Origin of the sequence: Paraburkholderia domus (assembly GCF_905220705.1) — a bacterium.
Taxonomy (GTDB): domain Bacteria; phylum Pseudomonadota; class Gammaproteobacteria; order Burkholderiales; family Burkholderiaceae; genus Paraburkholderia; species Paraburkholderia domus.
In genome coordinates this window covers 65,385-91,217 of record NZ_CAJNAT010000016.1, presented here as the reverse complement: position 1 = coordinate 91,217, position 25,833 = coordinate 65,385, and the positions used below count along the sequence as shown (strand labels likewise).

Here is a 25,833-nt window from a genome sequence, read left to right as displayed (position 1 = left end):
CCGCCCGTCCTTGCTCCGCCAGAACCGGGTCCGCGAAGGTGCGGGCCATTTTTTTACGCCCTTCCAACCCTGATAACGCACAGAGGATTTAATAGCCTGATAGGCGAGGTAACTAGTCGGCTCGTGCTTCAAAAAGTTTTGGCAAGGCGCCGAGAGACGGATGCACCCGCCCCGGTGCTGACGACATTGGAGTGGCACTCTATATCGTTCAGATCAGAGTCCAACCTAGCTGCAAGCGTCCGACACCCTCGACTGGGTTTGGAGGCCGCTCAATCGGAATAACTCTGTGCGCAGCGACACGTCTGTGCCTGATGCGGCCTACCCCTTAACCGCAAGAATTTGCGAATGCAGCGCTTCTGCGCGGTCGCTTTCCATCGTGCCCTAGTAAATCCCGTAGCCACAACTGCCGCAAGGTTCACAGCTTCATCGTGCATTACGTCTAATCAGCTCACGATGCCCACATCCATCCCGCCAGCGGAAAACAGACGTGCAGACAGCGTCAGAATCGGGATTCGAGCGTGATCGCCGTGCAAAACGCGCTGATTGACCGGAAAAAACGAAGCAAAATGAAATCATCGCGAACTAGTCTGTCCAGCTTGCCAAGTGCAGACTTAAATATAGGATTCCGAATTTAATTTGGTATTGGAGTCGTGTTTTTCGCGCTGCGCCCCCCAAGAACCAAAGTTCTTACTGTCTACCGCCTAGGCCCATCTGCAGGTGATTTCCGAGCGGAATTTCACGTTATGGAATTGGAGCTGCGTTCTTTTTTGTGCGAAATGCGGTCCATGTTGAAAGTGCAGGCTTATTTGTGCGCCCACACTATCGACCCCATTGTGAGTAGTGGCTTCCTGCATATCGTTAAATTCCGATATATGATTCGTCCTGTAGCGATGCAGATCCGTGGCCGCTAACCGGCGCCACATCTGCCAGTTGTTGATGACCTGAAAACCGACCCACATGACGCTCGATATCGACGCGATCCACAAAGCGCTTGCCAACCCTGTACGGCGGGAAATTCTCGGCTGGCTGCGCGAGCCGTACGCGCATTTCGCCGATCAGGAGTTCACGCTCGATCACGGCGTGTGCGCCGGCAAGATTGACGCGCGCTGCGGCCTGTCGCAGTCCACCGTGTCGGCGCACCTCGCGGCGCTGCAGCGCGCGGGGCTCGTCACGTCAAAGCGGGTCGGTCAATGGGTGTTTTTCAAACGCAATGAGGCCGTCATTCAGGCGTTTCTCGAGTACATGAATACCGGGCTCTGAGCGCTTCATCCGCATCGCCGCGCTTCTTTCATCACGCAATTTTTTAAGGCTCGGGCCACGCGCCCGCCACCTAAGGTGAACTCATATGTCGACTCTTTTTGACCCGCTCCAGATTGGCGACATCACGTTGTCGAACCGCATCATCATGGCGCCGCTCACGCGGCAACGCGCTGAAGACATTCGCGTGCCGAACGCGCTGATGGCGAAGTACTACGCCGAACGCGCCACGGCAGGCCTGATCATCAGCGAAGCCACTTCCGTCACACCGCAAGGCGTCGGTTACGCCGACACCCCGGGCATCTGGTCGCAGGAACAGGTCGAAGGCTGGAAGATCGTCACGAACGCCGTGCATGCAGCTGGCGGCAAGATCTTCCTGCAACTGTGGCACGTCGGCCGTATTTCGGACCCGCTGTTCCTGAACGGCGAACTGCCGGTCGCGCCGAGCGCGATCGCGGCACAAGGCCACGTGAGCCTGGTGCGTCCGGAGCGTCCGTACGTGACGCCGCGCGCACTGGAACTCGATGAAATCGCCGGTGTGGTCGACGCGTTCCGCAAGGGCGCTGAAAACGCGAAGGCAGCCGGTTTCGACGGCGTGGAAGTACACGGCGCGAACGGCTATCTGCTCGATCAGTTCCTGCAGGACAGCACCAACAAACGTACCGACGCCTACGGCGGCCCGATCGAAAACCGCGCCCGCCTGCTGCTCGAAATTACCGACGCCTGTATCGACGTCTGGGGCGCGAATCGTGTCGGCGTGCACCTCGCACCGCGCCGCGACGCGCACGCCATGGGCGATTCGGATCCCGCGGCCACCTTTGGTTACGTCGCACACGAACTCGGCAAGCGCAAGATTGCGTTCATCGCTGCCCGCGAAGCGCTCGGCGACGACCGCCTCGGCCCGCAATTGAAGAAAGCATTCGGCGGCCCGTACATCGCGAACGAAAAGTTCACCAAGGAAACCGCGCAGCACGTGCTCGACGCAGGTGAAGCGGACGCGGTGGCGTGGGGTCAACTGTTCATCGCGAATCCGGATCTGGTGCGCCGCTTCGAGACGAATGCGCCGTTGAACAAGCCGAATCCGGCAACGTACTATGCACGCGGCGAAACCGGCTACGTCGATTATCCGACGCTGGAAACGGTCGAATAAGCGGTTGAAATCAGCATCGCTTCGTTAAAGCGGCTGGTTATCAGTAGTACGCTGCAAGACCACGCGGCGGGTGTGACCGGAACGGTATTCGGCCATACCCGCCGCGTTTTTTCATGAGCAGGCCGTTGCGTACAGCGCACGCTACCCGCACGACAGGCAAACCAGGCGCTCACGCCCACCTTCATGCCAGATCACGCCGCATGAACACGCGCTTCGATTCGTCGAGTCCGCGCGCGATATGCGCGTCGCGCCGTGCGATCAGCGCCGCATCGAGATCGGCCTCCTCGATATCGCGAAATCCGAGGCGCCGATAGTACGGCGCGTTCCACGGCACTTCGCGGAACGTCGACAATATAAGTTGCATCACCTGCTGCGCGCGCGCAAGTTGCGCGACCTGCTCGATCAGCGCCGCGCCGATGCGCTGCCCGGCATGCGAAGTCAACACGTCGAGCTCCTGAACATAGAAGCGCGCGGGCTGCGGCTCGAACATTACGAACCCCACACAGGTCTCGTCGGCATCCACGGCGACGACAATCTGCTGCGCATCGATCTTGCTGTTGACGAGTTCCAGCTCCATCGGCGGTGCATCGGCAATACCGATCATGCCGACGCTGACAAAGCGCTGGCCGGCCTCGAATTCGATCGTGCGGATAGCATTCGCATCGTGCGGCGCGGCAAGTCGGAACGTCACGTTGAAGGCGTGTTGCATAAGCGTTTCGTAGGTTTTTTAGGGGAAATCTGGAAGACTCGCCCCGATATTGACATCGCGACCGCGAAATAAACAAGTGCCCATGCCACCGCGGGACTAAAATCCTGATCACCCAAATCCCTTTCGGACCAAGATGGATCTCATGCATGTGCTGCAGGTCGCCCTGCACTTCGACCAGCACCTGAGCGGTCTGATCGTGCAATACGGCACGGCCGTCTACGCGATGCTGTTTCTCGTAGTGTTCGTCGAGATCGGCTTCCTGCCGCTATTCTTTTTGCCGGGCGATCCGCTGATTTTCATCTGCGGCGGCCTCGCCGCCACCGGCGCGCTGAACGTCTGGCTCGTGATCCCCGTGCTGTTCGCCGCCACCGTGGCCGGCAGCATCGTCTGCTACGCAATCGGCCGCGCGATCGGCGAAAAGGTCTATACCGCCGACTACCGGTGGCTCGACAAGAATGCGCTGCGTAAGGCGCACGCGTTTTACGAGGCACGCGGCGGCCTGACCTTTCTGCTGTCGCCGTTCATTGCCGTCGTGCGCACTTTCGCGCCGTTCGTCGCCGGCGTTTCGCGCATGACGTTTGCGCGTTTCGTCTCGTTCGTTACGGCCGGCGCTGCACTGTGGATCGTGTCGCTGGTGGCGGCCGGCTATCTGTTCGGCAACGTGCCGCTGGTGCGCGACCACATGAGTTCGATCGTGCTGCTGGGCGTCTCGCTCGGTGTCGGATCGTTGCTGGTGAGTGCCGTGTGGCGCTTCGTCAACCGGCGGTTGCGAGCCCACTAAACCGGCGGTTGCGAGCCCACTAAACCGGCGGTTGCGCGCGCGCACTGAAATTCGCGGAGTAACGCTATGTCGCTGTCTGCTTTGCTCGTTTTCGCACTGGCGCTGATTATCGCCGCCGGCACACCTGGCCCCAGCATCGCCGCGCTGGTCGCGCGCGTGCTAACCAACGGCTTTCGCGACGTATTGCCATTTCTCGCCGCGATGTGGCTCGGCGAAGCCTTGTGGCTCACCTGTGCCGTGGCGGGCCTCGCGGTGATCGCGCGCAGCTTCGGCATGGTGTTCATCGCGCTGAAATTCGTCGGCGTCGCCTATCTGCTATTCCTGGCATGGAAGATGTGGCGCGCACCGGCCGACGTGCAAGGCAGCGACTTGCCGAGCGGCCAGTCGCCGTGGCGCATGTTCGTCGCCGGCTTGCTAGTGACGCTCGGCAATCCGAAGATCATGATGTTCTATCTCGCGTTGCTGCCGACCATCATCGATCTGTCACGCATCGGCACCGTCGCGTGGTTCGAACTGACGCTCACCATGCTGATCGTGCTGATGGCCGTCGACTTCGGCTGGGCCCTGCTCGCCACACGTGCGCGCAAGCTGCTGAGCACCCGCCGCGCGGTCAGGATCACCAACCGCGCCAGTGCCACGGTCATGGCGGGTGTCGCCGCCGCTATCGCCACACGCTGACGCGAATGGGACAGAGAACGCGCCGCCTTTCAGCGTGGCGGCGCAGTGCCTTGCACTTCAGTCCGTAGAGACGCCAGCAAGGCCTGCCACCATCTGCCGATCTCGCGCGTGAACACATCGAATGCACGCAGCGGGGTTGCCGCGACGCGTAGCGACACCTGCACGCGCGAACTCATTCCTGCTGCTCCAGATGTGCCTTGAACGCCAGCAATTGCTCGGACCACAAGGCTTCGGTCTGTTCGAGCCATGCCTTCAGTTCGCTCATCGGCGCCGATCTCAGCACGTAGAGACGCACGCGCGCGTCGACGCCGTCGTGCGATTCCTCGATCAGCTCGCTCGAACGCAGCACACGCAAATGCCGGCTCATCGCCTGCGGCGAAAGGCCGGTGGCTTGCGCGAGTTCGCCCGCGCGCATCGGCTGCTGGCTGAGCAGATCGACCACCTGACGCCGGTTCGGATCGGCTAGCGCGGCCAGCGTACGGTCGAGCGAGGCGCTGGCAGGCAATGCCATCGGCTTACCCATCGGTTTAAACCCATCCTTCGATTTTCAGGCCGCTCACGCGCTCGGCTTCCTCGCGCGACACCTCTCGCACGGTCTGGCCGAAGCTCCAGACGTGCCCTTCCGGATCGCGCGCCGCGTAGACACGGTCGCCGTAAAACTGATCCGCCGGCTCGCGCGTGATGACAGCGCCCGCGGCGCACGCGCGGGCGCAATGTTCGTCGATCCCCTCGCGCAGTTGCACGTGCACCGATTGCGTATTCTTGCCGCCGATCGAAGCCGGGCTCGCCGCGTCTTCCGACCATTCGCGGCAGATCATGATGTAGCTGTCGCCGAAACGCATTTCCGAGTGGCCCAACTGGCCGTCGCTATCCGTGACCACCAATTGACGCTCGAAGCCGAACGCTTTCTCGAGCCAATCGAGCGCGGCAAACGGGTCCTTGTAGTACACCGACGCGCCCAGCGAAGGACGATGAAACGGCTCGTTCATGATTACCTCCATTGATAAACCTTTCGGTTAATATTTAACACTATAGTTAAACAAATCGAAAAGGCAAGGACGCCCTTACCCTACTGTCCGTTCATCGAACCATGAAACGTTCGCTCCCGTTTTCCGCGCTAACGAACGCGCTAACAACATCTAACGGGACTACCGGCAGTCTGCACTGCCGGGAGGCTTATCCAGCACCATTTCCCGCGGAGCGTGTACGACGAGGGGTCCGGTTCACGCGCGCCTCGCAAGTACCAACAACGGATAACTCGACGCTTCGGCCTTCCCCGGCAAAGATGAAGGTACGGCAAAGTCACTTGCCAACGCCAAGGAGAGTGAAATGAGTCAGCACGAAACCGAGCAGCGAGTCGCGGTACTCGTATGCATTGCGGAGCCGCTTTTGCAGGTCGGCGTTCGCGCGTGACCTGCAGATCGCCGTCGGGACCGTGAAGACCCACGTCGCCATCAAACCCTTCCAGATAATCTGATTCTCTTATTTTCAAAGGAATACTCATCATTTTATCGACCGTCACCTGGCCGGGCGGCACATAGACTGCTTCGTCTGCGCACCGGCACTGTTGAAATATGCTGATCAGCGATTGATCGCGGACATTGTCTCCGCATGGGGATCTTCGGAGCTTAGGAATTCACACTAGCTTTCACTATCCGAATAGTGCAGCCCCGACATCCTGACCTATCCATTATTTGCAGAATCTATGACAAGCTCATGCACAAACCTTATGATCCGGATAGGAGCCTTGCGCGCAATTATTGAGCTAACGGGCAAGCATCCCTGACTGTGCGGGTGCCTCCTGTAGTTCGAAACTCAGCGGAGCGAACATGGCATTGTCCCCCAAGACCGAGGTACTCGAGGCGCTGCACCGGAACTGCCTATTCAGGTCCGACAAGCACGTGGAGACGCACGACCATGTCACGCGGGAATTGACCGATCACGTGCTGCGCTGGAAGCAAGGCGCACGGGATGCGGCGCTCTTCAAGGGGGAATTGAATCAACTGAAGATATATGAGTTGCGGTATGGCGCCGAAGTAGAGGTTACGCCGCGCCCGTTCGACGGCTTCACCCTGCTGCATACCTCACTCTCCGGGTGCGCGGAATTCGAGTGCGACGGGCACGTCATGAGCGTCTCCGAAGGCCGCACGGCAGTCCTGGCGCCCAAGCAGCACGTCCGGCTTCGCTGGATGGCAGGCACCCAACAGTTGATCGTCCGGATTCCCAATTCGCTCATCCAGCAGGTTTCCGGGAAAGTGGAGGACGAGACCACCAGCCTCATGCCAGGCCTTCTTCTCCCACGGCACCTCGGCTCGCAATGGGACCTGTTAGTTCAGTCGTTGCTTAACATCTCGTCAATGTCCGGCGATCCCAGCATACGGGCTGAATGGCGTGATCACTTCGAACGTAATCTCGCGCTGTTCCTGTTTCTCCATCACGCCCCGCTCTCCACGTCGCAGGCAGCGCTCCTACCCGCCGACTCCAGCAGCACGCGGAGCGAGTCCGGAGCGCACAACGGCGGCGTCAGGCAGATGGACGCCATGCTCGAATATATCGAGTCGCGCCTTCACGCGCCGATATCGCTGGAAGATCTGGCACGCGTGACCGGCGTCAGTCTTCGTACGCTCAACGTGATGTGTCATCGCTATCACGGCGTTACGCCGATGGAGTTGCTTCGCAACATGCGCCTCGATGCCGTCCGGGCCCGCCTGCTGCTCGACGCCGCAGCGAGCGTCACGGACACCGCACTGATGTTCGGCTTCGGGCATCTCGGGCGCTTCTCCGCGTACTATTTCACGCGATTTAATGAATTGCCGCGTGAAACCCAGAAACGGCGAGAACGCTGAGCCTGGGTCGCATCCGCTTCTTGCCGGCCACACCCTGCCCGCTTAAACGTGATAGAAGTCGAGGACGGAATCGATCGTGTCGTTAAGCAAAATGACATGCTTCTTAAGGATCACCCAGCTAAAGCCGACCGGTTTCAGCAGATACGTCGCATCTCCGTAAAAATACGACGACTGCCCGAACCGATAAACGTGGGTGACCCATTTGCACTTCGCCTCCAATTGCGAATCGGAAACCTGCTGGATCATCACGTTGCTGATCTGGTGCAGCGTGCGAGGCAACGGCGTGGACGCCGCTGACTTGCCTGTCCCGAGGCGGAACACGCGATCTTCCAGACCCGCGCGGTCCGCATAGTAGATCAGCGACATGCTGCGCTTCGGGTCGGTCGTGTACACATGTTCGGAGTCCCACTGGGGAATGTGGAACTCCGAGTTCTCGTCGAACAGTTCCAGATAGTCAACCCATTGGCGCCGGTCGCACAGTTCCGACTTCCGGTACAGGAACTGTTCCACGCTACGCTGCAAATCGGCCATCATTGTTTCGCTCCTTCTGCGTTACGGATCCTGGCTTCGAGCCCTTTGACAAGGGCATCGCGCCACGCGCTGTGCTGGTTGACGTAGAGCCCCTCGTGAGTCAGCTCGGCGCCGGTGAGAACAGGCGCGATACCGAGTGTTTCGGCATTCGGTGTGCTGCCGGTAATCCACTTGTCGCAGCCTCGGGAGATATCGTTCCACCGCTCCATCCGGCCTTGAAAGCCGCGTTGGGCTTCGCGGAACTCAGTCAGATCGTCGGGCGTCCCCATACCGGAAACATTGAAGAAGTCCTCGAACTGGCGGATGCGGTTTTCCCGATCCGCATCGGACTCGCCTTTGATGCCAATGCACTGACTGATGATCTCGGTCTTATTCCACGCGACGGGTCGAATGATCCGCAACTGCGAGCTGATCTGATCCATGAAGAACAGGCTCGGATAAACGTTCAGGTTGCGCAGCCGGTTCATCATCCATGCCGCCTTCCGCTGGCCATATTCCTTGACGAGGCGAGGCATGATGGTCGCGTAGCCAGGACGCACCTCCGGATTCGGCATCTCGCTGAACAGCACACTGTGGCCGTTGGGAAACGAGAACCAACCGTCGTCGGTCGCGTCGTCGCCGGCACCGAGCTTGCGGTAGTCGAGCGTATCGTTGACGTCCGAGCCATTTTTGGCATTGATCTCCATGCGATGCGTCACCGTGGCGACGTAGTTGTAGTGCACGGTGCTGACGTGATAGCCATCCAGGCCGTTTTCGTTCTGCAGCTTCCAGTTGCCGGCATACGTGTAGTGACCCTTGCCCGGCAGCACCTCGAGCTCGCCCGTTGGCGACTGCGCCACCATCAGGTCGAGAAAAGCCGTGGCGTCGCCAAGGTAATCCTCCAGTGACATCGTGCCCTCGTTATCGAGATTCACGAAGACGAAGCCCTTGTAGCTCGCGACGCGCGCCTTCTTCAAGTCGCGCTGGGACAGGTCGAATCCCTGGGGGTATTCGGACGGTGCTTTCACCTTCAGCAGCTTGCCGTCGGAGCGAAACGTCCAGGCGTGAAAAGAGCACGCGAACGTTGACTGATGGCCTTTGCTCATCCGGGTCAGCGTCGCGCCCCGATGTGCGCACGCGTTGACCAGCGCATTCAGATCTCCATTCGCACCGCGCGTGATGATCATCGGCTGACGCCCGGCTTGCATGGTGACGTAGTCATGTGGCTTGCTGATCTCGCTCTCGTGGCAGGCGTAAATCCAGTTCTTCTCGAAGATCATCTCCATCTCGAGTTCGAACAGCTCAGGTTCGGTGAACATGGCGCGCGCCACCCGATAGATGTTGTCATCCGGACGGAAGTCCAGGCAACCTGTGACGAACTCTCGCCACTCCTTCTCTGTTCGTGCGATAGACATGAAATCTCCTTTCAACTGCCGATGACGGTGCTGCGATAGATTGAACGGCCTATGCCTGGTGCCGGGATCGCATCCGGCGTTACCTTTTCTTCACCAGGCAAGGTCAAGTGAGTTGCATTGCGCGGCGCAACACAACGGGCGCGCCGCCAGAGGTTTTCTTCACGACCCAGGCCGCGATCGCCGAATCCATGTGATCCGAGTGCCCCGGAAACCAGTCCGCCAGGGCCTGCGCCAGCTCGCGGCCTACGCCGACTTGGCCGGCGTTCACCAGCGCGCGCACCTCGGGCACTGACGCCAGCACCTTCTCGTGCTCTTCGATGTGGCAATCCGTTGCCGGATAGCCGAACTTCCTCATCAGATGCTCTTCAAACCGGAAATGCTCTTCGATGTGACCGACAAAAGCCTCCAGCGCTGCAGGGAGCTGTTGATCGTCCGCACAGAGGATCGCGTTGACCAGCGTCACGAACTCCCGATGGCTGTCATCCATCCCCTGATGCCCAATCAAATAGCGGTCGTTCCAATCCAGATCGGCGGCGATATCCATCTGCACTCCTGCTTTAAACCCGCTGCGTAGTACCTTCTGACCTTGCAACCCGAACCCGGGCAGATCGAGGAACCTCGCGGGCCGGTTAGTAAGGTTAGCTAGCTGATGCTGGCGGCAAATTTCTCGAAATGAAACGATGCTGACTTCACGTTCACGTCGCGTAGATGCTGGGCAACCGCTTCGACCATGGGCGGCGGGCCGCAAAGGTAGATATCGACATCGCCGTCGTTAAGGTGCGCCGGTTCAATGTGATGTGTCACGTATCCCTTCTTCGGCCTCTCGCTGTTTGCGTCCACAACGCAGACTTCGAAAGTGAAGCTCGGGATGAGACGCGTGAAGGTCTCGAGCTTGTCGATCTCTACGACATCCCGGTCGGTGTTCACGCCATAAATCAGGTGAATCGGGAACGGACTGCCGCCGGCCGCGACGATCTTGTCGAGCATTGCAAGGAACGGTGCGAGTCCCGTGCCGCCTGCCAGCATGAGGAGCGGGCGCACCAGCGGGCGCAGGTAGAAGCTCCCGAACGGCCCGTTCATGATCATCTCGCCCCCCGGCGTCGCGCGCTCCTTGAGAAAGCTGCTCATCAGGCCACCGGGGACATTGCGGATCAGGAACGTCACGCTGTTGCCGCGCGCCGTCATCGAACTGAACGAGTAGGCACGTTGACGGTGCTCCTCGCCCGGAACCTGCAGGTTGGCGTACTGGCCCGGGAGGAACACCAGGTCCTTCAGGCCATCGCCCTGAAGCGCGAGCGAGAACGTGCTTTCGGAGAGTCGGCGCACTTCTTTGATTTGGGCAACGTAGCTTTCCTGCCTCGTGCTGCACGCGGTTGAGCTCGTCGGCACAAGCACGACGCAATCGGACGTCGGCCGCATCTGGCATGCCAGCGCGTAGCCCTGGTCCGCTTCGCTGCTGCTGAGGGCATCTTCGATATAGTCGCCGAGCGAATAGTCGCCTGATTCGACACGGCACTTGCACGTGGCGCAAGCGCCCTCACGGCAGTCCATCGGAATGTTGATTCCCTGGCGATATGCCGCGTCCACCACGGATTCCGCCCTGCCGCAATTGATGAAGCGGGTTACGCCGTCCTCGAAATTGAGCGCGATGTCAAAGCTCATTACCTTGTCTCCAATCTTGGGTGCCGTTATCGCAGTTCCGTTCGCATTCGCGTCTTCGCTCGGCCAACCGCCCACTTACTGCGTTTGCGGGCAGGAACCGGATGGCACTGCTGTTGATAGAAGTCTAGGGGGACGGGTGTAACAGGGCTATCCGAAATCGGCTCCAGGGCTCAATCGTTCTGTCCGTTTCTTGCACAACACATCAGGCGCCAGACGTCGATTTGCATACCCTGTCGGGGTGTCGGCGACACTTCGCAGCCAACTCGCGAGCAAAACGACGGCGAATCGCGCAAACATGCGGCCTATGCCAAAAGAGGTACGTCTTGTGGGCGATGGCTGCAGCGCGTCTTTTAACCAAACTACAGACGTGCAACTGACCTCCGGCAGCGGTAACGCCTCAGGGGCCTTGTCGTAGGTCAGCGCGATATCACCGCGCTCGGCCTTGGAGATCATCGACACCGCAATGCCCGAACGCGCCGATAATGCCGTCAATGTCAGCCCGCGCGCCTTGCGCGCCTGCCGAAAATGCCTATGATGACTCACGCCGCTTGGCCTTTTATCAACAACAGGTGAGTTCATGAGCACCATGAAATTCGATGCCGTTGTGCTCGGCGCGGGCATTGTCGGCGTATGCGTTGCCGTGCATCTGCAAAAACGCGGCCGCAACGTCGCGCTAGTCGACCGCAAACTGCCAGGTAACGAAACGTCGTTCGGTAACGCCGGGCTGATCCAGCGCGAGGGCGTGTATCCCTATGCGTTTCCACGCGACCTCGGCACCTTGCTTCGGTACGCGCGCAACCAGTCGCCGGACGTCCGCTACCATGCCGATGCCATGCTCAAGACAGCGCCGTTCCTGTGGCAATACTGGCGCAACTCTCATCCGGCAAAACACGCCGCTATCGCGAAGTCGTACGCGACACTGATCGAGCATTGCGTGGACGAGCACCGCGCGCTGGCCGCCGCGGCCGGCGCGAGCGCGTTATTGCGCCACACCGGCTGGATCAAGGTGTTTCGCACCGACAAGGCACGGGACGCGGAAACCCGGCTCGCTGAACAGTGGCATCGGGAGTATGGCGTCGAGTTCGAAGCGCTCGACGCCGCGCGCCTTCAACAGCACGAGCCCCATCTCGACAAGACCCTGGCCGGCGGCTTGCGCTACACGGCGTCCGATTCCGTGAGCGACCCGAACGCGCTCGTCACGGCCTACGCGAAGTATTTCGAAGCGCTCGGCGGACGATTTTTCATCGGCGATGCAGACTCGTTTCGTGAGGGTTGGGCGGTCGATACGCAAGAGGGAACGATCACGGCTTCATCAGCGGTGGTCGCATTGGGGCCGTGGTCGGACCGCGTCAGTTCGCGGCTCGGTTATCACTTGCCGCTCGCCGTCAAACGCGGGTACCACATGCACTATGCCGCCCAGGCAGCGGCCCGTCTGAATCATCCGGTACTGGACGTCGAGAAAGGCTACCTGCTGGCGCCCATGGCAAAAGGCATCCGCTTGACCACAGGCGCGGAGATCGCGCACTGCGATGCGCCTAAAACGCCCACGCAACTCGCGGCAGTCGAGCCGATTGCGCGCACGCTGTTTCCATTGGGCGCGCGTCTCGACGACGAGCCCTGGATGGGGCGACGCCCCTGCACGCCCGACATGATGCCGATCATCGGGCCCGCGAAAAATCACGAGGACTTGTGGTTCGCGTTCGGCCACGCGCACCACGGGCTGACGCTGGGCCCGGTCACGGGCCGGCTGATCGCCGAGATGATGACCCTTGAAGAGACGCTGGTGGACACGCGGCCGTTCAGGGTGGAGCGGTTCTAGAAGTAGGACGGTTCATCGCGCAGGGCGTCGCATTGCGGCACCGCGGCACCCTGCACGTTACCTTGCCGCTTAGACGGGAGCACCGATCTTCCGGCGGGCATGCTGATAGGCCACATCAGCCACTGACTTACCCTCGGCGCCAGCTTCCTCCATCAGATCTGCGATACGGTCGGCAATTCGAATCACCTCAGCGTCGACTGCCGCATCGTCTCCATTACCTTCATACTCGCGCACGCAACTGATGATACCGCCAGCGTTCACGACGTAATCCGGCAAATACGCGATGCCCCTTTGATGCAAGCGTTGCGCGTCTTCGGTCATCGCCAGCTGGTTATTCGCGGCGCCGGCTACGATCTTGCAGCGCATCTCCGCGATGGTGGACACGTTGAGCACGGCACCAAGCGCGCAGGGAGCAAACACATCGGCCTGCTGCGTCACGATCTCATTCACATCGACGATCTGCGCCCCGAAACGGGTCTGCGCTGCAGCGACCCTCGAAGCGTCGATGTCCGCCACAATGAGCTTGCAGCCGGCGGCATGCAGGCGCTCGGCAAGATTCCAACCGACGGAGCCCAGCCCCTGCACCGCCACCGTCACGCCGTCGAGCGACGCCGCACCGAGCAGGACGTTGGCTGCCCTTTCAATGGCCACATACACCCCGAGAGCGGTCTTCGGTGAGGGATTGCCACCGAATCCCCCGTCGCGCGGAATACCGCTTGCATAGGGCGTCACACTCCTGACGGCCAGCAGGTCGTCCACGGTCGTTCCGACATCTTCGCCCGCAATGTATTGACCGTCGAGTGAATGCACCGCGCGGCCGAACGCCTCGAAGAGTTCCTTGCGATTCAGCTGCCGGTCGCCACGAATAATGACGGACTTGCCGCCGCCGTATGGCAGATCGGCCATGGCGTTCTTGAGGCTCATCCCATGCGAAAGACGCAGCGCATCCCGAAGCGCTTCCTCATCGCTCGCGTATTGCCACATACGGCAGCCGCCAAACCCAGGCCCTCGCGTCGTATTGTGTACGGCGATGATTGCCCTCAGTGAAGTTTTCGGATCCGACACGAACAGGACCTTCTCGTGCGGCGGCTCACCGTCGAGCTCGAACAGGCGTGAAACAGCATTAAGATTTTGCGCGTCAACTTTTGCGTTCATGGAATAACTCAAATGAGGGTTAGGTGGTTGGTTGATTCAGCAATCAGTGGCTCGCTACCGGCCGCTCGCCAGCAACATCGCGCGATAACGCTGACGCACCGGCTGGGTATTGGCGTAATTCCGCTCCTTGACGACACCGAAGCCGCGAATCGACGACGGAACGCGCAGCAGCGCAACCGCCGCCTCAATCGTCCCGGGTGTCAGACTTTGAACAGCCAGGTTGACGTCTTCCTCGAATTCGCCAATCAACGCGCGTTCGATGACGCGGTCCGGCTGACGACCGAACAGGTCGAGAGGCGTGCCACGCAAAACCTTGCCATGCTTCAACACGCGCAGAAGCGGTGTGAGCCATGCGCCACGAAGCGCAATCTTGTTTCTACGGCCGGTGCGAGGGTCGCGACGCGTCAGAAGCGGCGGCGCCATGTGGAAGGTTTGTTTGCCGCTGCCGTCAAAGGCACTCGACAGGTAGGTGCCGAAACTGCCGTCGGTATGAAGCCGGGCGACCTCGTACTCGTCCTTGTATGCGAGCACCTTGAAGTAGTTGCGTGCTACCGCTTCCGTGAGTTCGCCGGCAGCGCCAGAAACGCGCTGCTCTGCTTGCTGCACGCGATCGACAAGCGCCATGAAGCGGCGGCCATATGCGGCGTTCTGGTAAAGCTCGAGATCACGCACGCGATCGGCGACGAAACGCTCAAGTTCGAACTCGCCGGGCGCGGCCGCAGCCGCGCCGGTAACCCGCTCGATCACCGTCGCGTCGTGAGCCAGCAGCCGCCCCCAGAAGAAGGCGCGCTCGTTCATCTTCACGGCCGTCCCGTTCAGCTCGATGGCCCGCCCGATCGCCGCTTCCGAAAGCGGAATCAGGCCTCGTTGATACGCGTACCCCACCATCATCATGTTCGATGCAATCGCATCGCCGAACAGGATCTCTGCTGCACCGGAGCCGTCCCAGAACACGGATGAACCCGTACCGATCGCACCTTCGATCGCGCGCTGATGAATCGCTTTGCTAACCGGCAAATCGCCATCGCGCACAAAGTCCGACGTCGGCGTAATCCGTTCATTCACGACTGCCCGCGTTACACCCGAAGCGACCCGTGAAAGCGCGCCCGCTGACGCCGCGACCACCGCATCGCAGCCGAGCAGAACATTCGCGGCGTGCGCGCCGATGCGTGACGTCACGATCTGTGTGCGGCTGGCCGCAATCTGTACATGACTGATCACCGCACCGTTCTTCTGCGCGAGACCCGTGAAATCCAGCGTGGATGCCCCTTTGCCTTCCAGATGAGCGGCCATCGCCAGAATCGCACCGATCGTGACGACGCCCGTGCCGCCGATGCCGGTGACGACGATGTTGGCATGTGCCTCCACATCCGCTGGCACAGCCGCGGGCGCGGGAAGTTTCGCGCGCCATTCGGCTTCGATGGCGCCAATGCGCTTCTGATCCGGCTGTTTAGGCTGCAGCCCTTCCACCGTCACGAAGCTGGGACAAAACCCTTTGAGGCACGACGTGTCCTTGTTGCAGCTCGACTGATTGACGGCGCGCTTACGACCCAGTTCAGTCTCGAGCGGTTCGATCGCGATGCAATTCGATTGCACCGAGCAGTCGCCGCAGCCTTCACAAACGGCCGGGTTGATCACCACGCGCCGGGGCGGGTCGATCAGCTTGCCGCGCTTACGCCGACGGCGCTTCTCGGCCGCACAGGTCTGGTCGTACACAATGACCGAGACGCCTTTGGCCGCACGCAACGTTCGCTGGAGTGCATCGAGGTCATCCCGATGTTGAATGTCGACGTTGGCCGGCAGGCTCAGTGGGCCGGCATACTTTTCGGGTTCGTCGGAGACGACAACCACTTTGGCCACGCCCTCTGCGATCACCTGGGCCACCACGCGCTGAACGGTGAGACTGCCTTCGGTGGGCTGGCCACCGGTCATCGCTACCGCGTCGTTAAAGAGAATCTTGTAGGTGACGTTCGATTTCGCCGCAACGGACTGGCGAATCGCGAGGCTCCCTGAGTGCTGATAGGTGCCGTCCCCAAGATTGACGAACATGTGCGGCATATCCATGAAGGTGGACATGCCGATCCACTGCACGCCCTCCCCGCCCATCTGACAGAACGTGGCGGTATCGCCTGCTTCGCCCAAGGCCATGATGTGGCAACCAATGCCGGCCGCCGCGTAAGAGCCGTCGGGCAATTTAGTCGACGTATTGTGCGGACAGCCTGCACAGAAAAACGGCTTGCGGGTCAGCGGCTGCTCATCCTTGCTGGCCGTAAGCGGGATGACGCGCGAACCGCTGCGTTGAACCGGCGCAACGCGCGGAGCGAGTGCCGTGAGTTCAACCTTGGTGTGGGCAAAGAAAAGTTTGAGGGCGGCGGCCACCTGTTCCGGCGCGAACTCCATCGCTGCGGGCAGCAGCGGTCCTGCTTCGCCCAGATCCTTGCCGAACACGGCGGGACGTTCGTCCGCGCGCACATTGAACAGCGCTTCCTTGATCTGACGCTCGACGAAAGAGCGCTTCTCTTCGACGACGACAAGGGCCTGCATGCCGCGTGCAAATGCGCGCATGCCCTCAGCCTCAAGCGGCCAGATCATCCCGACTTTATAGACGCCAATGCCCAGGCGCTCGAGCTCCTTCGGCGATAGTCCGAGAGCCTGGAAAGCCGCCAGTACATCACCGTGCGCTTTACCCACCGTGACGATACCGACCCGTGCGCCGCGCGGCCGCACCAAAGTGCGATCGACCGGGTTCGCACGCATGAAAGCGAGTGCGGCAGGCAGCCGCTCGTCGAGTACGCGTCGTTCAAGTTCGCTGCGCTCGGCCGGCCAGCGAAGATTCGGGTCGTAGTTGAAACCACGGCCGTCCGGCACGTGGATGTCGACGGGTTGCGTGAAGCGGGGCACCCCGCTGGCACCATGCGTCTGCACGGCCATCGAGCGCCCGCTTTCAACGGTTTCGGTGATCGCCTTGAAAGCGACCCACAGGCCCGAAAAACGCGACATCGCGTAACCCGTCAGGCCGAACTCGATATATTCCTCAACCGATGCCGGAAAGAGGATCGGCATCATCGCGCCTTCGAAAACGTGGTCCGTCTGGTGCGGGAACATCGACGATTGTGCCGCGTGGTCATCACCCGCGACGGCGAGCACACCGCCCTGCCGCGACGTGCCTATGATGTTCGCGTTACGGAAGACATCCCCGGTTCGATCGACGCCTGGACCTTTCCCGTACCACATCGAGAAAACGCCTTCGACACGCTTGCCCGGAAATGCGTCGACCTGTTGCGCGCCCCACAGCATGGTGGCGCCCAGGTCTTCATTCAAGCCCGGTTCGAAGCGGATTGCGTGCTCGGCGAGCAGTTTCTTCTGGCGCCACAGTTCCTGGTCGAAGCCACCCAGCGGCGAGCCACGGTAGCCCGACACCAGGCCGCCGGTATGGACGCCGGCAGCGCGATCGCTACGCGCCTGTTCAACCAGAATTCGCACCAGCGCCTGGGTGCCCGTCAGGAAAACGGTTCCGTTCTCCCGGCGGTAACGGTCCTCGAGACCGTACTCCATGTCGATCTGGCGCCCCAGCTCCACTGCTCGCATATTCATTGTTTGTCTCCTCTGCCCGTAGGGGTGGCATGCAAGCCATTTTAGGTAGCCGATAGAGGAAATTCGTGCCAAACTGAGCCGCAAAATTTCTCCAGTTTGGCAAACTACGCCAGTTTCCGACCCTTCTCAGGGAAAATTAGCCAATGAAGTTTGACCGTACCGATGTGGCGATCCTGCGCGCACTGCAGCGCGATGCCCATACGAAAGCAGCCGACCTCGCGGAGTCGCTGGGTCTTTCACTGTCGCCGTTTTACCGGCGCATCCGGATGCTCGAAGAGTCCGGCGTCATCACCCAATACGTCACGCTGCTGGATCAGGAAAAGGCGGGCTTTCCCGTCAACGCCTACGTGTCCGTGGCAATCGAGAAGAAGAACGAGACACGGCTCGCGGCATTCGAGCGCGCCATCGCCAACTTCGAGGAAGTGATGGAGTGTTATCTGATGACCGGCGCCTTCGACTACATGCTTCGAGTCGTCGCGGCCGACATCGCCGGAATCGAGCGCTTCGTCATGACCAAACTCACGAAGGTCGACGGCGTACGCGACATTCACACGTCAGTCGCGCTGCGTCGCGTCGAGTACAAAACTGCGCTGCCTCTACGCACTCGCGACGAGTGACGAGTGACGCTTCGCACCACGCAGGCATCGCTGACATAATGGATTTCCCCACACTTCCCCCGCACTGAGGAACCCCAATGAACCATCCATCAGCCCCCTCCTCGAGCAATGCCGTGCGCCGCGTCGCGTTTCTCGGCCTCGGCGTCATGGGTTATCCGATGGCCGGGCACCTGGCAAAAGCGGGCCTCGACGTGACGGTTTACAACCGTACCGCGCAAAAAGCGGAGCAATGGGTCACTGAGTACGGCGGACGCGCTGCGAGCACGCCACGCGAGGCCGTGGACGGTGCCGAGCTGGTGCTGGCATGCGTAGGCAACGACGACGATCTGCGCAGCATCACCCTCGGCGACCAGGGCGCGTTCGCGGGCATGGCACGTGGCACGCCCTTCGTCGATCACACCACCACCTCGGCTAACGTCGCGCGGGAACTCGCGGACATCGCGGGCACGCAAGGTTTGCATTTCATCGACGCGCCGGTCTCCGGCGGCCAGTCAGGGGCACAAAACGGCAAGCTGACGATCATGTGCGGCGGCGACGCAGCGGCGTTCGACCGTGCTGCAGCGACGCTCCACCATTACGCGGCCGCCGTCACGCTAATCGGCGCGACCGGCGCCGGCCAACTGGCCAAAATGGTCAATCAGATTTGTGTCGCCGGCATCGTGCAGGGTCTGTCCGAAGCCATCCATTTCGGCGAGAACGCAGGCCTCGACATGGCCCGCGTCCTCGAGGTGATCGGCAAGGGCGCGGCGACTAGCTGGCAGATGGAAAACCGCGGCAAGACAATGATCGAAGGCAAGTTCGATTACGGCTTCGCCGTCGATTGGATGCGCAAGGATCTCGGTTTCTGTCTCGACGAAGCGAAGCGCGTCGGCGTGTCGCTGCCGGTCACCGCGCTTGTCGATCAGTTCTATGGCGACGTTCAGGCGCTGGGCGGCAACCGCTACGACACCTCGAGTCTCATCTGGCGTCTGCGCAAGCTCACGCGTGCTGCCTAGCGCGTACCGATTAGCGAGCGTTGGCGAGTGAGCGGGCGCCTGCCGTCCGCCCACTCGCCTAAGCACGCCTTATCTGCGCCAGCGCAGCGGACGGCGCAGATGGTGCCGCTCCAGCCGCACCGCGGCGCTCGCCGGAATTAACCCGGGCATGCCGTCCAGTTGCCTGCCTTCGAGCCGCTCGCGCTCCTCGTCGGCTTCGACCGTCTTGGCCGGATCGATGAAAAGCGCGGCCACAATCCCCACCCCTAGCAAACATGCGGAAATCGTGAACGGCACGTTATAACTGCCCGTTGTCTCGATCAGATAGCCGAACACCACGGGCGATATCATGCCGGCGACACCGAAGCCCGTGTTCATCATGCCGCCCGCCGTGCCGGCGTAGCGACCGCCGATATCGAGCGGCAAGGTCCACAACACCGGGTTCGTGATCTCCAGAAAGAAGAACGACGCCGACAGGAACAACACCGCCATCAGCGGATTGGTCGCGGACACCATCGGCAGCAGGAACACGAGCGAGCCGCCCATGCCCACCACCAGCACGACACAGCGCGCAAAGCGCAGCCGGCCGGTGCGCTTGTAGAGCTTATCGGAGACGACGCCGCCCAGGGTATCGCCGATCACGCCCGCGAGCAACGGCAACGCCGTGAACAGCGCCAGTTGTTTGAGATCGAAGCCACGAGCCTCCTTCAGGTACGAAGGCAGCCAGGTCAGATAGACCCACAGCAGCCAGCCGTAACAGAAGTCGACGAACGTCACGAGCCACATACGACGGATCAGTTTGCGCCACGGCGTGGCCGCGCGCTTGGCGCGTTCGCAGTCGCCGGCGCGATAACCGATCTCGGCCGTTTCCTCAGGCGTCACGCGACGGTTCTGTTCCGGCGAATTCGTAAAGACGCAGAGGTACAGCACCGTCCACGCGAGACTCGCCACGCCGAGCAGAATGAACGCGTCGCGCCAGCCGCCCGCCACCACTACGGCGAGCACGAGCGGCGGTGTGACCGCGCCGCCGAGGCGGGCGAAGCTATGCGTGATGCCTTGAGCGAAACCACGCTCCGCCACCGGCATCCAATAGGTAAATGCGCGCGTCGCCGTCGGGAATGCACCGCCCTCGCCGATTCCCAGCGCGAACCGCAGCGCGACGAGCATTGCCACACTGCCGGCGAATCCGGTGGCGAGCGTCGCCACCCCCCAGATCAACGACAACACCGTCAGCACCAGCTTCGGTCCGTACTTGTCCGACAGCCAGCCGCCGATGACCTGCATGAACGCGTACGGATAAGCGAAGGCCGAGAACACGAGGCCGAGCTGGACCGTCGTCAGCCCCATTTCGTGCCGGATGATAGGGCCGGCCACGGCAATATTCACACGGTCGATGTACGAGATGAAATACATCAGGCACATGACGGCCAGGATGATGTGGCGCGTCTTCACACGCCGCTTGTGCGTTTGCATGCTGTCTCCTGTATCTCTTATGTGACGCCGTTCGCGTCTGTGGTGTTCGATTCGCACGTCGTACTGCGTCGAGTCGCGTGCGCCTAGACGCGCGCCCTCCTCCTATGCTTGCCGCCGCGTGCCGTCAGGTAGGCACGAGCTTCAGGCGCTGCACCTTGCCCGAGGGTCCACGAGGCAGTTCCGTGACGAAGCGAAACTCCTTCGGCGTCTTGTAGCGGCCCAGTTCGCGCACGCAATGCTCACGCAGATCCGCGATATCGAGCGCGCCCTGCTCCTGCCCAAGCCCTGCGCGAGGCACGATGAAAGCGACGATCTCCTGCCCGTAAGCGGCATCCGGCACGCCCACCACCGCCGCATCCAGCACGCCGGGGTGTTTGAGCAACGCTTCATCGATCTCGCGCGGGGCAATGTTTTCGCCACCCTTGATGATCAATTCCTTCGCACGCCCGTTGATGTAGAAGTAACCGTCGCTGTCGCGATAGCCGAGGTCGCCAGTGCGCAGCCAGCCGTCGGCGGTGAAGGCCTCGCGCGTTTCCCCAGGGCGTTTGTAATAGCCGCTCATCACCTGCTCGCCGCGCAACACCAGTTCGCCGCATTCGTTGGGCGCGCATTCGCGGCCATCACGGTCGATCACCTTTGCTTCACCACCTGAAGGCAGGCCGATACTGCCTATTTTTCGGCTCTCCTGTTCATATGGATTACTGAACACAGGTGCGGCGGTTTCGGTCATCCCCATCGTTTCGATGATGCCGACCCCGAAACGTGCCTCGAACGCGCGATGATGCTCGACGGGCAGCGCCGCCGATGCGCTGCGGCAGAATCTCAGCGCGGACAAGTCGAACGTGCACGGTTCGTCGTTGTTGAGCAGATAGGCGACGATCGTCGGCACCACGTTGATCCATGTGCAACCGTGGCGCGCAACGTCGCGCCAGTAGGTACGGCCGGAAAAGCGCGGCGTCATGACCACCGAGCCGCCATGAAACAGCGGCGCAAGCAGCGTGACGACGAGACCGTTGATGTGATAAAGCGGCAACGCGGCGAAGACCCGGTCGCTGGTGCCGAGCCGGTGTTCGTGCGAAATATTGCGCGCGTTGGCCAGCAGGTTTCGATGGGCCAGCAGGACGCCCTTCGGCGCGCCCGTGGTGCCGGACGTATACATCAGCAGCGCCACATCGCTCGCATCTGGCTCGCCGGTTGACGACGCTTGAACATCCCCGGCGGCGATTGGTGGCGCACAACGCACATCCTCTGTCGATGCCATGTGCGCGACGGCAGCCCCTGCCGTTTCCACCAGCGCGGGTTCGACGCAAGCCGGCGCAGGCGCAACGGTGGCATCGGGCGCTGTCTGGATCAGCGCTACGGTGCGGGTAATGCCCTGCTCGCGCAACCCGGCGATCGCGCTCGCCATGGCCGCGTGCGTATCGTTGGAGACGAAGACCATGCGCGTGTCCGAATGCTCCACGATGTAGCGCAACTGCGACGGCTGGCACAACAGATTGAGCGGGTTGGCGACGAGCCCGCTGTACATCGCCGCGAGCAGCAGCCTTGCCGTATGGATACCGTTGCCCATATAAACCGAAACGACATCGCCGGCCTGCAAGCCTGCTTCGTGAAAGTACCGCTCAAGCGCGCGGCAATCGTCGCGCAGTTTCGCGAAGGTCAACACATCGGCATGCGGGGAAGCGCCGCCGTCCTCAGCGCATTCAGGGGCCGCCAGCAGGAACGGCTGGTCGGGATACTGCGCAGCGCGCGCGTCAATCAGTGCGCGAATTGTGCGAGGCGTCTTCATTTTCCATACCTCCCGAAGAAATCGCCGAGTACGTCGTCGAGTTCGGGCACGCGCTCCTCGATCGGGTAGGCCACGCGCGTGATGTTCAGGTAATGGTGAAAGTTGAGATTGCTCGAGAAATTGTTGCGGCCCCATGTCCCGCATCCCATCGAGAGCGAGAATGGCAAGCCGTTATCGAAGTTGCCGCCGGTTGCGAGGCAATGCGCCTGATTCACGATCACGCGCGCAACCGGCAGCGTCGAACCGAGCCGCTCCGCCTGTCCAGGGTCGGTGGAATGCAGGCCGACCGAGTGCCCTGCTCCCATGTAGCCATAGATGCCGCGCACGATGTCGGACGCGGCGTCGAAGGTTTCCGCGCGATAAACGGTCAACACCGGCGCGAGCTTCTCGCCTGAGAAGGGGTAGTCAGCGCCGAAGCCGGTTTCCTCCACCATCATGAAAGCGGGCTCCTGTGCGGCAATGTCGTCGAGGCCCGCCGCCCGCGCAATCTCCGTGGCCGAGCGCGCGGTGCAGTGTGCCGACAGCTTTCCGTCTGACCACATCGCGGCCTGCAGCCGTGCCTTTTGCGCGGCGTCGAGCATCACGCCGCCGCAGGCGGTCAGCTCGGCCAGCATGTCTGCGTACACCGCGGCTTCGATGACGACGCTGTTCTCGGATGAACAGCTCGTGGCGTTGTCGAACGTTTTCGAGCGTGCAATCTTGTGCGCTGCATCGTGCAGATCGGCAGACGCGGTGACGATCGACGCCACGTTCCCCGCGCCCACGCCGAACGCGGGCGTCCCGCTTGCGTAGGCCATCCTCACATTCGCCTGCGACCCGGTTGCCACAACCAGATCGCACTGCCGCATCAGTTCAGCGGTGGCCGCCTTGCTGATCGGCGTGGGCAACATCTGGACGAGGTCGGCCGAGAGCCCGACTCTGGCGAATTGCGCGTGAATGAAATCGATCAGCAGCGCGCACGACGAATAGCCCTTGGGCGACGGCGCCACAATGACGGCATTGCCGCATTTGAGGGCGTTGACGATCTTGTTGATGGGCGTGGCCGCCGGATTGGTGGACGGCGTGATCGCCGCCACCACGCCGACAGCCCGCGCGATCTCGACGATGCCGGTGGCGTCATGTCGTTCGATCACACCCGTGGTCTTCTGCCCGCGCAGATCGCGCAACAGGCCGAGCGTCTTGCGGTAGTTCTTGCGAAACTTGTCGTCCGCGTTGCCGAGACCGGTGTCGCGCACCGCCAGTTCGGCAAGCTGCCGGTTGCGAGCGGGCTCCATGATCGCCCACGCGGCGGCGGCGGCGGCGGTATCGAGCACGTCTTGTCCCGCGACCTCGAATACGCGTTGTGCGGCCCGCGCACGCGCAACCAGCGACGCAACGACGCGCTCGACTTCGCCGTGCGCGCTGGCATGTGTGGCTTCGGCTTCTGTGGCCCTGACGTTCATACGATTCACTCCGGACGGAAAAGATGGGTGTTGATACCAATCTAATGTTCCGTTCATGCTTCGGAGTCCCGTTTTCTGAACTATCCCTCGCGCCAAGCTGGCGAGAATCGAAAAGTGCAATTTTCGGGACTTTCCATAGTCCCGAAAACTAACCAGACCGATGCACAATCCAACTTATAAATCCGACATGGAGGAGGCAGCGTGGCGACGTCGAATCAATCGAATGCGGCAGCCGTACGTGCATTTCGCGTACTCGAAACCTTGGCTGAGGCAAGCGGCCCGCTTTCCATGACGGATCTCGTCCATGCCCTCGAACTGCCCAAGCAGACCGTGCACCGCATTCTGGTGCAGTTGATGGATGCATGGCTGGTCACGCGCAGCGCCGGCGACCGGCTGTACGAGTGTTCGCCGCGCGTGCGCATGCTGGCGGTCAATGTGCTGATGCATGCGGGGCCGGCCGCCGCCCGCCATGTGCTGCTTGAACAACTGGTGGCTAAGATCGGCGAGACCTGCAATCTGACGATGCTGGCCGGCAACGACGTAGTCTATGTGGACCGGGTGGAAACGGAGTGGCCGCTGCGCATGCACCTTCAGCCGGGTTCGCATGTTCCGCTGCACTGTTCGGCAAGCGGCAAGCTGTTGCTCAGCTTTCTTCCCAAGGACAGGCGCGAACGGGTCATCGAAACCTTGCCGCTGCGCGCCTATTCCGAGCGGACGATTACGGACAGAGGCGAGTTGCGCAAGGAATTGACCATCACGCGACGGCGCCAGCTCGCAATCAACAATCAGGAACACTTACAAGGGCTCATCGCGATCGCCGTGCCGGTCATGCTGGACCGCAATCGCGCCTGCGCGGCCATCGCCGTGCAGGCGCCGGTCGGGCGGGTCGTACTCGACGATCTGCTGGCCTTCCTGCCCGATTTGCGGCTCGCCGCGGAGGAAACCGCCAAGACATTCCGGCAGTAGCGCGCAGGAGATGGCGGCCGAAATAGGAGTAGCGACCCGCAACGCAGGGCCGGAAACCCCTCCGCCCCCCCTTCAAACGCGCATTCACACCCCGTGCTGTCGCGCCGCACCACATTCCGAAAAACGGGATGATCCGCGCTGAAATTACGCCCCGAAACCGCCCCAGCCCCGCCAAAACCACCACCGGTAAGGCCACGCGCTACAATGATGCCGATCCATTTTCCGGAACGGCAGACATGACTAAAGCGGATACTCCTACCCTGCGCGCGTTCGCCCTGCTCGAGCATCTCGTGCGCGCCGAAGGTCCGGTGTCGCTTGCCGACATTGCCCAGGACGTCGACCTGCCGAAGGCCTCGCTGCACCGCATGCTGGCTTCGCTCGAGGCCGGTGGCCTTGTGATCCGCGAACCGGGTCAAAAAAACGCGTACGTGATCGGCCCGCGTCTCGCACAACTCGGTCTGGGCGTCATGATGCACTCGGGTGCCCGCCGGCTGCGGCATGCCATCCTGTCGAACCTGGTTGCCGATCTGGGCGAGACCTGCAACCTCACGATGCTGCACGAAACCGAGGTGCTGTATCTCGACAGGCTTGAAGCGCCCTGGCCGTTGCGGCTCGATCTCAAGCCCGGCTCGCACGTGCCGGCGCATTGCAGCGCGAGCGGCAAGCTGCTGCTGGCCATGCTGCCACGCGAACAACGCAGCGCCCTCGTCCGCACGCTGAAGCTCGAACGCTTCACGCCGAATACCATCACGGATCCCGAACTGCTCGAAGCGGAACTCGACCGCACCGCGCACAAGCGCATCGCCATCGACAATGAGGAATTTGTCGCCGGTATCGCGTGCGTGGCCGCGCCAGTAATGGATGAGAACAACACCTGCATCGCGGCAATCGCCGTTCATGCGCCGGTCTCGCGGGCGCCGCTGTCGCGCGCCCTCGAGTTCGTGCCGCGTCTGCAGGAAGCCGCTCAGCAGCTCGCCAAAACGTTCTAGCCCGCTT

General features: G+C 61.6%; 24 protein-coding genes and 1 pseudogene. 10 read left to right on the top strand and 15 right to left on the bottom strand.

Going from position 1 to position 25,833, the window contains the following annotated elements; translation table 11 throughout:
* The first annotated feature begins 957 nt into the window (after positions 1–957).
* Both KHO31_RS24380 and KHO31_RS24375 read left to right on the top strand, forming a co-directional pair.
* On the top strand, positions 958–1,260 hold the full coding sequence (locus tag KHO31_RS24380; RefSeq protein ID WP_201082514.1) for an ArsR/SmtB family transcription factor: 303 nt from the start codon (positions 958–960) through the stop codon (positions 1,258–1,260).
* 85 nt (positions 1,261–1,345) lie between these two features.
* Complete coding sequence (locus KHO31_RS24375) at positions 1,346–2,407, top strand: alkene reductase (RefSeq protein WP_211624300.1); 1,062 nt, start codon at positions 1,346–1,348, stop codon at positions 2,405–2,407.
* Between the two features lie 181 nt (positions 2,408–2,588).
* On the opposite strand, the gene KHO31_RS24370 is transcribed toward KHO31_RS24375, so the two are convergent.
* The gene (locus tag KHO31_RS24370; protein WP_201082510.1) at positions 2,589–3,116 is read right to left on the bottom strand and encodes a GNAT family N-acetyltransferase; all 528 of its coding nucleotides are present in this window, start codon (positions 3,114–3,116) and stop codon (positions 2,589–2,591) included.
* 133 nt (positions 3,117–3,249) lie between these two features.
* On the opposite strand from KHO31_RS24370, the gene KHO31_RS24365 reads away from it, so the two are divergent.
* On the top strand, positions 3,250–3,897 hold the full coding sequence (locus KHO31_RS24365) for a VTT domain-containing protein (RefSeq protein ID WP_201082507.1): 648 nt from the start codon (positions 3,250–3,252) through the stop codon (positions 3,895–3,897).
* 66 nt (positions 3,898–3,963) lie between these two features.
* Positions 3,964–4,575 carry a LysE family translocator gene (locus KHO31_RS24360; RefSeq protein ID WP_201082505.1) on the top strand — a complete coding sequence of 204 codons (612 nt, stop codon included), beginning with the start codon at positions 3,964–3,966 and terminating at the stop codon, positions 4,573–4,575.
* A 29-nt stretch (positions 4,576–4,604) separates the two neighbouring features.
* On the opposite strand, the gene KHO31_RS24355 is transcribed toward KHO31_RS24360, so the two are convergent.
* From KHO31_RS24355 to KHO31_RS24340, 4 genes are all read right to left on the bottom strand, one after another.
* On the bottom strand, positions 4,605–4,751 hold the full coding sequence (locus tag KHO31_RS24355; protein ID WP_201082503.1) for a hypothetical protein: 147 nt from the start codon (positions 4,749–4,751) through the stop codon (positions 4,605–4,607).
* Positions 4,748–5,098, bottom strand: coding sequence for an ArsR/SmtB family transcription factor (locus tag KHO31_RS24350; protein WP_236061734.1), 351 nt, complete (start codon positions 5,096–5,098; stop codon positions 4,748–4,750). The genes KHO31_RS24355 and KHO31_RS24350 overlap by 4 nt, the downstream gene beginning before the upstream one ends.
* 4 nt (positions 5,099–5,102) lie before the next feature.
* Positions 5,103–5,564, bottom strand: a complete 462-nt coding sequence (locus KHO31_RS24345) for a VOC family protein (RefSeq protein ID WP_201082501.1) — start codon at positions 5,562–5,564, stop codon at positions 5,103–5,105.
* A 313-nt stretch (positions 5,565–5,877) separates the two neighbouring features.
* On the bottom strand, positions 5,878–6,030 hold the full coding sequence (locus KHO31_RS24340) for a hypothetical protein (RefSeq protein ID WP_201082499.1): 153 nt from the start codon (positions 6,028–6,030) through the stop codon (positions 5,878–5,880).
* Between the two features lie 374 nt (positions 6,031–6,404).
* Between KHO31_RS24340 and KHO31_RS24335 the strand changes: the two genes are divergently transcribed.
* Entirely contained in the window at positions 6,405–7,421 is a 1,017-nt protein-coding gene (locus KHO31_RS24335; RefSeq protein WP_201082497.1) for an AraC family transcriptional regulator, read from the top strand.
* 42 nt (positions 7,422–7,463) lie between these two features.
* Here KHO31_RS24335 and antB read toward each other — a convergent pair whose 3' ends face one another.
* The 5 genes and pseudogenes from antB to KHO31_RS24310 form a co-directional block, all read right to left on the bottom strand.
* On the bottom strand, positions 7,464–7,952 hold the full coding sequence (gene antB / locus KHO31_RS24330; protein WP_201082530.1) for an anthranilate 1,2-dioxygenase small subunit: 489 nt from the start codon (positions 7,950–7,952) through the stop codon (positions 7,464–7,466).
* Complete coding sequence (antA, locus tag KHO31_RS24325; protein ID WP_201086080.1) at positions 7,952–9,346, bottom strand: anthranilate 1,2-dioxygenase large subunit; 1,395 nt, start codon at positions 9,344–9,346, stop codon at positions 7,952–7,954. Before antA ends, antB begins: the two co-directional genes overlap by 1 nt.
* A 103-nt stretch (positions 9,347–9,449) precedes the next feature.
* Positions 9,450–9,890 carry a bacteriohemerythrin gene (locus tag KHO31_RS24320; protein ID WP_236071423.1) on the bottom strand — a complete coding sequence of 147 codons (441 nt, stop codon included), beginning with the start codon at positions 9,888–9,890 and terminating at the stop codon, positions 9,450–9,452.
* 98 nt (positions 9,891–9,988) lie between these two features.
* Complete coding sequence (gene benC / locus KHO31_RS24315; protein ID WP_201082493.1) at positions 9,989–11,008, bottom strand: benzoate 1,2-dioxygenase electron transfer component BenC; 1,020 nt, start codon at positions 11,006–11,008, stop codon at positions 9,989–9,991.
* Positions 11,009–11,413: 405 nt separating this feature from the next.
* Positions 11,414–11,587: pseudogene (locus KHO31_RS24310) on the bottom strand (helix-turn-helix domain-containing protein); the annotation flags it as partial.
* A gap of 7 nt (positions 11,588–11,594) precedes the next feature.
* On the opposite strand from KHO31_RS24310, the gene KHO31_RS24305 reads away from it, so the two are divergent.
* A complete protein-coding gene (locus KHO31_RS24305) occupies positions 11,595–12,827 on the top strand; it encodes an NAD(P)/FAD-dependent oxidoreductase (protein WP_201082526.1) in 1,233 nt (410 codons plus the stop codon).
* 69 nt (positions 12,828–12,896) lie between these two features.
* Here KHO31_RS24305 and KHO31_RS24300 read toward each other — a convergent pair whose 3' ends face one another.
* Positions 12,897–13,982 (bottom strand): Leu/Phe/Val dehydrogenase, encoded by a 1,086-nt coding sequence (locus tag KHO31_RS24300; RefSeq protein ID WP_211624298.1) that lies wholly within the window; start codon positions 13,980–13,982, stop codon positions 12,897–12,899.
* Between the two features lie 54 nt (positions 13,983–14,036).
* Entirely contained in the window at positions 14,037–17,576 is a 3,540-nt protein-coding gene (locus tag KHO31_RS24295; protein ID WP_236071421.1) for an indolepyruvate ferredoxin oxidoreductase family protein, read from the bottom strand.
* 143 nt (positions 17,577–17,719) lie between these two features.
* On the opposite strand from KHO31_RS24295, the gene KHO31_RS24290 reads away from it, so the two are divergent.
* Together KHO31_RS24290 and KHO31_RS24285 are read left to right on the top strand one after the other, a co-directional pair.
* Positions 17,720–18,193: an Lrp/AsnC family transcriptional regulator gene (locus KHO31_RS24290; protein WP_201082489.1), complete on the top strand. Its 474-nt coding sequence runs from the start codon at positions 17,720–17,722 to the stop codon at positions 18,191–18,193.
* 77 nt (positions 18,194–18,270) lie between these two features.
* A complete protein-coding gene (locus KHO31_RS24285; protein ID WP_201082487.1) occupies positions 18,271–19,188 on the top strand; it encodes an NAD(P)-dependent oxidoreductase in 918 nt (305 codons plus the stop codon).
* 69 nt (positions 19,189–19,257) lie between these two features.
* Here the strand turns inward: KHO31_RS24285 and KHO31_RS24280 are convergent, their stop codons facing one another.
* From KHO31_RS24280 to sauS, 3 genes are all read right to left on the bottom strand, one after another.
* Positions 19,258–20,640 (bottom strand): MFS transporter, encoded by a 1,383-nt coding sequence (locus KHO31_RS24280; RefSeq protein ID WP_201082485.1) that lies wholly within the window; start codon positions 20,638–20,640, stop codon positions 19,258–19,260.
* A gap of 124 nt (positions 20,641–20,764) precedes the next feature.
* Complete coding sequence (locus KHO31_RS24275) at positions 20,765–22,429, bottom strand: AMP-binding protein (RefSeq protein WP_211624296.1); 1,665 nt, start codon at positions 22,427–22,429, stop codon at positions 20,765–20,767.
* Entirely contained in the window at positions 22,426–23,871 is a 1,446-nt protein-coding gene (gene sauS / locus KHO31_RS24270) for an acylating sulfoacetaldehyde dehydrogenase (protein WP_211624294.1), read from the bottom strand. The genes KHO31_RS24275 and sauS overlap by 4 nt, the downstream gene beginning before the upstream one ends.
* A 201-nt stretch (positions 23,872–24,072) precedes the next feature.
* Here sauS and KHO31_RS24265 point away from each other — a divergent pair, with 201 nt between their 5' ends.
* Both KHO31_RS24265 and KHO31_RS24260 read left to right on the top strand, forming a co-directional pair.
* Positions 24,073–24,837 carry an IclR family transcriptional regulator gene (locus KHO31_RS24265; RefSeq protein WP_097393753.1) on the top strand — a complete coding sequence of 255 codons (765 nt, stop codon included), beginning with the start codon at positions 24,073–24,075 and terminating at the stop codon, positions 24,835–24,837.
* A 236-nt stretch (positions 24,838–25,073) separates the two neighbouring features.
* Positions 25,074–25,826, top strand: coding sequence for an IclR family transcriptional regulator (locus KHO31_RS24260; RefSeq protein WP_074288001.1), 753 nt, complete (start codon positions 25,074–25,076; stop codon positions 25,824–25,826).
* Positions 25,827–25,833 lie beyond the last annotated feature (7 nt).

Excerpts from the sequence above, each read along its gene's own strand:
- KHO31_RS24300 (WP_211624298.1), bottom strand. The coding sequence starts at position 13,982 with ATGAACGCAAAAGTTGACGCGCAAAATCTTAATGCTGTTTCACGCCTG.
- KHO31_RS24335 (WP_201082497.1), top strand. The coding sequence starts at position 6,405 with ATGGCATTGTCCCCCAAGACCGAGGTACTCGAGGCGCTGCACCGGAAC.
- KHO31_RS24260 (WP_074288001.1), top strand. The coding sequence starts at position 25,074 with ATGACTAAAGCGGATACTCCTACCCTGCGCGCGTTCGCCCTGCTCGAG.
- KHO31_RS24350 (WP_236061734.1), bottom strand. The coding sequence starts at position 5,098 with ATGGGTAAGCCGATGGCATTGCCTGCCAGCGCCTCGCTCGACCGTACG.
- KHO31_RS24280 (WP_201082485.1), bottom strand. The coding sequence starts at position 20,640 with ATGCAAACGCACAAGCGGCGTGTGAAGACGCGCCACATCATCCTGGCC.
- KHO31_RS24375 (WP_211624300.1), top strand. The coding sequence starts at position 1,346 with ATGTCGACTCTTTTTGACCCGCTCCAGATTGGCGACATCACGTTGTCG.
- KHO31_RS24305 (WP_201082526.1), top strand. The coding sequence starts at position 11,595 with ATGAAATTCGATGCCGTTGTGCTCGGCGCGGGCATTGTCGGCGTATGC.
- benC (WP_201082493.1), bottom strand. The coding sequence starts at position 11,008 with ATGAGCTTTGACATCGCGCTCAATTTCGAGGACGGCGTAACCCGCTTC.
- KHO31_RS24320 (WP_236071423.1), bottom strand. The coding sequence starts at position 9,890 with ATGGATATCGCCGCCGATCTGGATTGGAACGACCGCTATTTGATTGGG.
- antB (WP_201082530.1), bottom strand. The coding sequence starts at position 7,952 with ATGGCCGATTTGCAGCGTAGCGTGGAACAGTTCCTGTACCGGAAGTCG.
- KHO31_RS24275 (WP_211624296.1), bottom strand. The coding sequence starts at position 22,429 with ATGAAGACGCCTCGCACAATTCGCGCACTGATTGACGCGCGCGCTGCG.
- KHO31_RS24295 (WP_236071421.1), bottom strand. The coding sequence starts at position 17,576 with ATGAATATGCGAGCAGTGGAGCTGGGGCGCCAGATCGACATGGAGTAC.
- KHO31_RS24355 (WP_201082503.1), bottom strand. The coding sequence starts at position 4,751 with ATGAGTTCGCGCGTGCAGGTGTCGCTACGCGTCGCGGCAACCCCGCTG.
- KHO31_RS24345 (WP_201082501.1), bottom strand. The coding sequence starts at position 5,564 with ATGAACGAGCCGTTTCATCGTCCTTCGCTGGGCGCGTCGGTGTACTAC.
- antA (WP_201086080.1), bottom strand. The coding sequence starts at position 9,346 with ATGTCTATCGCACGAACAGAGAAGGAGTGGCGAGAGTTCGTCACAGGT.
- KHO31_RS24370 (WP_201082510.1), bottom strand. The coding sequence starts at position 3,116 with ATGCAACACGCCTTCAACGTGACGTTCCGACTTGCCGCGCCGCACGAT.
- KHO31_RS24380 (WP_201082514.1), top strand. The coding sequence starts at position 958 with ATGACGCTCGATATCGACGCGATCCACAAAGCGCTTGCCAACCCTGTA.
- KHO31_RS24285 (WP_201082487.1), top strand. The coding sequence starts at position 18,271 with ATGAACCATCCATCAGCCCCCTCCTCGAGCAATGCCGTGCGCCGCGTC.
- KHO31_RS24360 (WP_201082505.1), top strand. The coding sequence starts at position 3,964 with ATGTCGCTGTCTGCTTTGCTCGTTTTCGCACTGGCGCTGATTATCGCC.
- KHO31_RS24340 (WP_201082499.1), bottom strand. The coding sequence starts at position 6,030 with ATGGCGACGTGGGTCTTCACGGTCCCGACGGCGATCTGCAGGTCACGC.
- sauS (WP_211624294.1), bottom strand. The coding sequence starts at position 23,871 with ATGAACGTCAGGGCCACAGAAGCCGAAGCCACACATGCCAGCGCGCAC.
- KHO31_RS24365 (WP_201082507.1), top strand. The coding sequence starts at position 3,250 with ATGGATCTCATGCATGTGCTGCAGGTCGCCCTGCACTTCGACCAGCAC.
- KHO31_RS24290 (WP_201082489.1), top strand. The coding sequence starts at position 17,720 with ATGAAGTTTGACCGTACCGATGTGGCGATCCTGCGCGCACTGCAGCGC.